We start from the raw sequence: 6,766 nt of genomic DNA on the forward strand, positions 1-6,766 counted from the left end.
ACCGATGGCGACGGCGACCGGCCGCTGGTGATCGACGGCAATGGCGAATTCCTCCGCGGCGACGTGCTCGGGATGATCGCGGCGCGCTTCCTCGGCGCCGACCGGGTGGTGACGCCGGTGACCTCCAACTCGGCGATCGAGGGGGTAGGCTGGTTCGGCCGGGTCGATCGCACCCGGGTGGGCTCGCCGTTCGTCATCGCCGGGATGGAGAGCGCCGCCGTCGACTCGCCCGGCGCGGTGGTGGGGTTCGAAGCCAATGGTGGGCTGCTGCTCGGCAGCGAGGTGACGATCAACGGGCGGATCCTGAGCCCGCTGCCGACCCGCGACGCGGTGCTGCCGATCCTCGCGGTGCTGGCGACGGCAGCGAAACTCGGCGAGAGCCTCGCGGGCCTCGTCAAGACCCTGCCGGTGCGGGCGGCGCTGAGCGACCGGCTGGCGCATGTCGCCAACGAGCGCAGCGCCGCGTTCCTCACCGGGCTGGTCGAGCGGCCGGGCTATGCCAGGGAATTCTTCGGCCCGGTGGGCGAGGTGGAGAGCGTCTCGACCATCGATGGGCTACGGTTTGCTCTCACGTCGGGGGATACGGTGCACTACCGTGCCTCCGGCAACGCCCCGGAACTGAGGTGCTACGTCGAGGGCGTGACGCCGGAGCGGGCGAAAGAACTGCTGGCCTGGGGGCTGGCGGCGGCGAGCGCGGTGGTGAGGTAGGGAGAGCGCGGTGGCGAATGGCGTTGCGACGAAGCGGCTGGCGGTGCTGATCGATGCGGACAATGCATCGTTCAAGATCGCCGACGGGCTCTTCGAGGAGATCGCGAAGCTTGGTTCGGCAACGGTACGCCGGATCTATGGCAACTTCAAAAGTGACCAGATGAACGGCTGGATCGAGGTTCTGGCGCAGCACGCCATCGCGCCTCAGCAACACTTCGCGAATACGACAGGCAAGAACGCCTCGGATATCGCATTGGTGATCGATGCCATGGACCTGCTGCATTCCGGCAAGCTCGACGGGTTCTGCCTCGTGTCATCGGACAGCGACTTCACCCGGTTGGCTGGCCGTCTGCGGGAAGAGGGCATGGAAGTCTATGGGTTTGGAGAGCAGAAGACGCCGCCAAGTTTCCGCCACGCCTGCAGCCGCTTCATCTACACCGAGAACCTGATCAAGCTGCCGGCTATGAAGGCTGGGGCCGTCGAACCCGTCCAGCAGCAATTCAAACCCATCGCCGAAGCGCAAGACCTCATCGTCCGCGCAATTGGTGAGGTGGAAGGCGAAGGTGGCTGGATATTGCTCGCACCGCTCGGCAGCCACATCATCAAGCTCGCGAGCGACTTCGATTCGCGGACCTACGGGTTCAAGAAACTGACCGACCTCGTGCGCAAGCTGCCCAACCTCGAACTGCGCCAGGAAGGCGGTCACCTCGCCGTCAGGGTCGGGAAGCAGGAGGAGACAAGCAAAAGGGCAGCTAAAAGCGGAACCGCGAAAGAGTAGGACTGCTACTCCCGCGCCACCACATAAGCCGCGGCACTCGCCATGATCACCCCGGCGGTGCGGTTGAGCACCCGCAGGGCCTTGGCGCTCTGGAAGAAGTCGCGGGCGGCGGCCGCCAGCCCGGCATAGGCGCAGCCGATGATGAGGAGCACCACCACGACGATGGCGGTGAGTTCGGCGAAGCCCAGTGCGGTGATCGGTCGGTCGAGCGGGACCACGGTGGGCAGCAGCGCGAGGTAGAAGACGATGGTCTTGGGGTTGCCCATGGTCAGCGCGAAGCCGGAGAGGAAGGTCTTCCAGGCGCTGGCGTCGCGCTTGGCGCCGATCTGCTCGGAGCCCGGCTCGGCGGTCCAGAACTGCCAGGCGATATAGAGCAGGTAGAGCGCGCCGCCCCATTTGACGACGACGAAGACCGGGCCGAACCAGGTGGCGATGGCGGCGAGGCCGAACAGCGCGAACACCAGGTAGACGAGATCGCCCGCGAGGATGCCCAGCACCATCGGGAAGGCAGAGCGGAAGCCGCCCCCGAGCGCCCGCCCGACGACCGCCGCGACACCTGGGCCGGGAACGATCACCGCAATGGCGTAGGCGATGGTGAAGGCGGCGAGGGTGACGAGGTCCATGGCGAGCTCCGGAGTGAGCGGGGCGTTCTACCGCCACGGCACGCCTCTGGCGAGGGGGAATGGCGGGAACCTTGATCTGTACGCCGCAAAGGCGTACATGAACTGATCAAACCTTTGAGGAGGCGGGCATGCTTGCTTTCGAAGATGCGACGCAGGAGATCGATGAGCGGAACAGTGAGCGGATGAACTTCCGCACCAAGCCGCGCATCAAGAAGATCATCCAGCAAGCGGCGGCGCTGTCCGGCGTCGACGATTCGGTGTTCACGATGAACGCCGCCTACAAATCGGCGCTGGAGACCATCGCCGCACATGAGCGCACCCTGCTGCAACAGGTCGACCACGCCGCTTTTTTTGCTGCTCTCGACAATCCCCCCGCGCCGACGGAACGCCTGCGCGAGGCATTCGAGCGGCACCGGAAGACCGTGCTTTCGAAGTGAGGGCGCGGACCCGGTCTGCGCTCCACATCATCGAGCCGCTTGATCCCGAAAGGCATGATCGAGCGGCTTTTTCGTGCGGCGTCGAGCAGGTCGACAACTTCTTCAAGCGCACCGCGAACAAGCTCGCAACTGCCGACAACCTGAGGGTTTTCGTGATGACGGCCGCCGCCGGCGAGGTCATCGGGTTCTACGCCCTCAATGCGCACGCCGTGGACTATACGGAGCTGCCGCAGAAATATGCTCGGACCCGTCCGGGTCATGGCAGCATTCCCGCCGCCTACATTTCCATGATCGGGGTCGACAGCCGCCATCAGGAGAAGGGGCATGGCGGCGATCTGCTCGTCGATGGGTTGAAGCGCATCGCCGGCGCGGCAGAAAGTCTCGGCATCGCGGTAGTGATGCTGGACGTGCTCGACTGCGGAAACGCCGACCGGGTGGCGAAGCACAAGGCGCTCTACGAAAGCTATGGCTTCACGGCACTGCCATCACACCCGCAGCGGTTCTTCATGCCGATGGCGACCGTGAGATCGTTGCTGCCATAGCCCCGCTATCGTCGCAGGCCGCAGAGCGCGGCGAGGATCAGCAGCGTGACGCCGGGGGCGAGGGCGGCGATGACGGGTTGCATCGCGTCGTCGACCCAGGCGGCGCCGAAGGTCCAGGGCAGGCCGAGGACGATGAGGAACACGCCCGCCAGCGGCGACGGAGCGCCGAACCAGCCCAGTGCGCTGATCCCCCTCAGCAGCAGCGCCAGCAGATAGAGCAGGGCGAAGCACCAGACGAGGAGGCGGCACAGCAATCGGCTGAGGGCGCTGAACAGGCCGGGGCTGTCCTCGCGCCGCATCGCCGGTCCCTCAGGGGGTGACGGGCAGCTTGATGCCCGTTGCCGGTGGATCGCCGGGAGGGCGCCTCACGGCAGCCGGCTCAGGCGCTCCGTGAGGAGCGCGTAGAAGCTGGCGGCGTCGCCGGAGCGCAGGTAGGTGGCGTTGCGCACGCGGCCGGTGACGCCCCAGTAGTCGGCGACGGTCATGCCGACGGTGAGTTCGCTCGAGGTCTCGACCACGACGTTGATGTGGCGGCCCTTGAACAATTCGGGCTTCAGCATGTAGGCGATGACGCAGGGATCGTGCAGCGGGGCGCCCTCCGAGCCGTATTTGGCGAGGTCGAAACGCTCGGAAAAGCTCAGCATCTTGTAGACGGCGTCGCCGGCCCTGTTGCCCAGGGCGCGGATGCGCTGCAGGCGCTCGGGGGTCGACTGGATCATGTGGGTGACGTCGAGCGGCACGATGACGATCGGCACGCCCGAGCGCAGCACCACGTCGGCCGCATCGGGGTCGACATAGATGTTGAACTCGGCGGCCGGGGTGATGTTGCCACCCTCGAAATAGCCGCCGCCCATCATCACGATCTCCTGGATGCGGGGGGTGATGCGGGGCTCCTTGATCATCGCCATGGCGACATTGGTCAGCGGCCCGAGGGTGGCGAGGGTCACCGTGCCGGCCTCGTGTGACATCAGCGTCTCGATGATGAAATCGACGCCGTGCTGGGCCTCGAGCTGCAGCTTGGGCAGCGGCAGGTCGGGGCCGTCGAGGCCGGTGTCGCCATGGACGTGTTCCGCGGTGACGAGGTGGCGGCGCATCGGGCGCTCGCAGCCGGCATAGACGGCGATGTCCTTGCGGCCGGAGAGCTCGACGACTTTGAGCGCATTGCGGGCATTCTGCGCCAGCGTCACGTTGCCGGCGACGGCGACGATGCCGAGGACGTCGAAGTCGTCCGGCGAGGCCAGCGCCATGAGGATGGCCACGGCATCGTCCTGGCCCGGGTCGGTGTCGATAATGATCTTGCGTGCCATCGGTTTAGCGCGAGCCCCTGAGAAACTGATTCCAGCGATATGATAGAGGGGCTTGGGACCGGCGTCGACGCAAGGAACCAGTTCCGGGCCGCTGAGTTACGGGTGTCGGAGGAACCCACCCTTGGCCAACAAAGTCCGGCGCGGCCCATCTCCCCGATTGTTGCGGGATATCTCCGGTACCCGTTTCGAACGCATTCTCTCCAACGCCTCGCAACTTTCCCTCGTCGCCATGGGGGCGCTGGCGGTGCTGATCGCGCTGAAGCTCGGCGAGGTGGTGCTGGCGCCGGTGTTCCTCGCGGTCACGGTGGGGCTGATGTTCGGCCCGGTGGCCGACATGATGGACAGGCGCGGCATTCCCGACGGCATATCGGCGGCGGTGGTGGTGGTGCTGCTGCTCGGCCTGATCGCGCTGAGCGCCATGCTGTTCGCGGGGCCCGTGGGCGCTCTGGTCGAACGGATCCCGATCATCTGGGAGGCCTTCCGCAGGGAGCTTGCCAACTGGAAGGAGCCGCTCAGCGCGGTGGGTGCGCTCCAGCAGCAGGTGCAGCAGGTGCTGGGCGCCGATCCCGCGACGGTGACCGTGCAGGTCGAGGACGGCAGCGGGGTGCAGGATGTCGCCCTGACGGCGCCGGCGCTGCTGGCGGGGATGCTGATCTTCCTCGCCAGCCTCTATTTCTTCATGGCCACCCGCGACCAGATCCGCATTTTCGTGCTGTCGCTGTGCACGACGCGGCGGGTGCGCTGGCGCACCGCGCATGTGTTCCGCGACGTGGAGGAACAGGTCTCGAAGTTCCTGCTCACCGTCACTGCCATCAATATCGGCATGGGGATCGGCGTGGCGGCGCTGATGGCGGCGATCGGGATGCCGACGCCGATCCTGTGGGGGGCGCTCGCGGCGGTGCTGAACTTCATCCCGTTCGTCGGGCAGGCGGTGATGGTGGTGATCCTGTTCGCGGTCGGGCTCGGTACGCTCAACGGGCTCGAGGGGGCGCTGCTGCCGGTCGGGCTCTACCTGGTGCTCAACTTCGTCGAGGGCAATTTCGTCACGCCGCAGCTGCTGGGCCGGACGATGATGATCAACCCGTTCCTGATCCTGTTCGCGATCACCTACTGGCTGTGGACCTGGGGACCGATCGGCGGGTTCATCGCCGTCCCCTCGCTGCTGGTCCTCTTCTCCATCGTGCGGCATATCCTGCCGATGCGGCCGCCGGTCCCGAAGCGGGTGCTGCGGCATGCCGAAGCCCAGCCGGCTGCGAGCGAGAAGCCGGCAGATACGGCTGCGCCGGACAAGGCTCCGGCCAAGCGCAAGCCGACAAAGGCAGCGGCGACGCCCTGAAGCTCCACCTGCCCATCGCGGCAGCCTTGACGGTCCCGGGCGAAGGCCTCACGCTTCGCTATTCCGATTTGGGCGAGGTAAGAGATGGCGGGTGAGGCCGTGGCGCACGCAGCAGCGGTTGCCGCACTTGGCGGGGTCGATCTCATCCAGGTCGTCTCCCTCTTGGGCGCCGGCGTCATCGCGGTGCCGCTGTTCCGGCGGCTGGGGCTGGGCTCGGTGCTCGGCTATCTCGCCGCGGGGCTCGCCATCGGGCCGTTCGGGCTCGGGCTGGTCAGCGATCCACAGTCGGTGCTGCATGCGGCAGAGCTGGGCGTGGTGCTGTTCCTGTTCATCGTCGGGCTCGAGATGGAGCCGGCCCGACTCTGGGCGCTGCGGCGGCAGATCTTCGGGCTCGGCGTGCTGCAGGTGGTGCTGTGCGGCGCGCTGCTCACCGTCGCCGGGATGTACCTGATGGGGCTGAAGCCGGAGGTGGCTTTCGTCGCCGGCATGGGGTTCGTGCTCACCTCGACTGCCATCGTCATGCAGATCCTCGCCGAGCGCGGCGAGCTGCAAAGTCCGGGCGGGCAGAAGATCGTCTCGATCCTGCTGCTCGAGGACCTCTCGATCGTGCCGCTGCTGGCGATCGTGGCCTTGCTGTCGCCCGGCCTCGACACCGATGCAACCGCCGGCCAGCGCTGGATCAGCATCGGCGTCGCGGCGGCCTCGGTGGTGACGGTGGTGTTCGCCGGCCGCTGGGTGCTGAACCCGGTGTTCCGCATCCTCGCCGAAGCCAAGGCGCGCGAGGTCATGACCGCGGCAGCGCTGCTGGTGGTGCTGGGCGCCGCGCTGATCATGCAGATCGGCGGGCTGTCGATGGCGATGGGGGCGTTCCTTGCCGGCGTCCTGCTCTCGACCTCGACCTTCCGGCACCAGCTCGAGGCCGATGTGGAGCCGTTCCGCGGGCTCTTGCTCGGGCTGTTCTTTCTCGCCGTCGGCATGTCGCTCGACCTCAATGTGGTGGCCGCCAACTGGCAGATTATCGCGCTGCTGGTGATC

8 protein-coding genes and 1 pseudogene are annotated in these 6,766 nt (G+C 66.8%); 6 read left to right on the top strand and 3 right to left on the bottom strand.

The window, feature by feature from the left end; translation table 11 throughout:
• Nucleotides 1-708 (top strand): annotated as a pseudogene (locus JWQ89_RS19990) (phosphomannomutase); the annotation flags it as partial.
• A gap of 10 nt (nt 709-718) precedes the next feature.
• Complete coding sequence (locus JWQ89_RS19995; protein WP_299643977.1) at nt 719-1,486, top strand: NYN domain-containing protein; 768 nt, start codon at nt 719-721, stop codon at nt 1,484-1,486.
• Nucleotides 1,487-1,491: 5 nt separating this feature from the next.
• Here JWQ89_RS19995 and JWQ89_RS20000 read toward each other — a convergent pair whose 3' ends face one another.
• A complete protein-coding gene (locus JWQ89_RS20000) occupies nt 1,492-2,109 on the bottom strand; it encodes a LysE family translocator (protein ID WP_299643979.1) in 618 nt (205 codons plus the stop codon).
• A gap of 128 nt (nt 2,110-2,237) precedes the next feature.
• Here JWQ89_RS20000 and JWQ89_RS20005 point away from each other — a divergent pair, with 128 nt between their 5' ends.
• Entirely contained in the window at nt 2,238-2,546 is a 309-nt protein-coding gene (locus tag JWQ89_RS20005; RefSeq protein WP_299643981.1) for a DUF1778 domain-containing protein, read from the top strand.
• A complete protein-coding gene (locus tag JWQ89_RS20010) occupies nt 2,543-3,088 on the top strand; it encodes a GNAT family N-acetyltransferase (RefSeq protein WP_299643984.1) in 546 nt (181 codons plus the stop codon). Before JWQ89_RS20005 ends, JWQ89_RS20010 begins: the two co-directional genes overlap by 4 nt.
• Nucleotides 3,089-3,093: 5 nt before the next feature.
• Here the strand turns inward: JWQ89_RS20010 and JWQ89_RS20015 are convergent, their stop codons facing one another.
• Together JWQ89_RS20015 and JWQ89_RS20020 are read right to left on the bottom strand one after the other, a co-directional pair.
• A complete protein-coding gene (locus JWQ89_RS20015) occupies nt 3,094-3,387 on the bottom strand; it encodes a hypothetical protein (protein WP_299643986.1) in 294 nt (97 codons plus the stop codon).
• Between the two features lie 66 nt (nt 3,388-3,453).
• Nucleotides 3,454-4,395: a nucleoside hydrolase gene (locus JWQ89_RS20020; RefSeq protein WP_299643988.1), complete on the bottom strand. Its 942-nt coding sequence runs from the start codon at nt 4,393-4,395 to the stop codon at nt 3,454-3,456.
• Nucleotides 4,396-4,516: 121 nt separating this feature from the next.
• Here JWQ89_RS20020 and JWQ89_RS20025 point away from each other — a divergent pair, with 121 nt between their 5' ends.
• Together JWQ89_RS20025 and JWQ89_RS20030 are read left to right on the top strand one after the other, a co-directional pair.
• Nucleotides 4,517-5,731, top strand: a complete 1,215-nt coding sequence (locus JWQ89_RS20025) for an AI-2E family transporter (RefSeq protein ID WP_299643990.1) — start codon at nt 4,517-4,519, stop codon at nt 5,729-5,731.
• 84 nt (nt 5,732-5,815) lie between these two features.
• On the top strand, nt 5,816-6,766 hold a 951-nt coding region (locus tag JWQ89_RS20030), incomplete at its 3' end, for a monovalent cation:proton antiporter-2 (CPA2) family protein (RefSeq protein ID WP_299643992.1).

The sequence above is a fragment of the Devosia sp. genome (assembly GCF_028290645.1).
GTDB lineage: Bacteria > Pseudomonadota > Alphaproteobacteria > Rhizobiales > Devosiaceae > Devosia_A.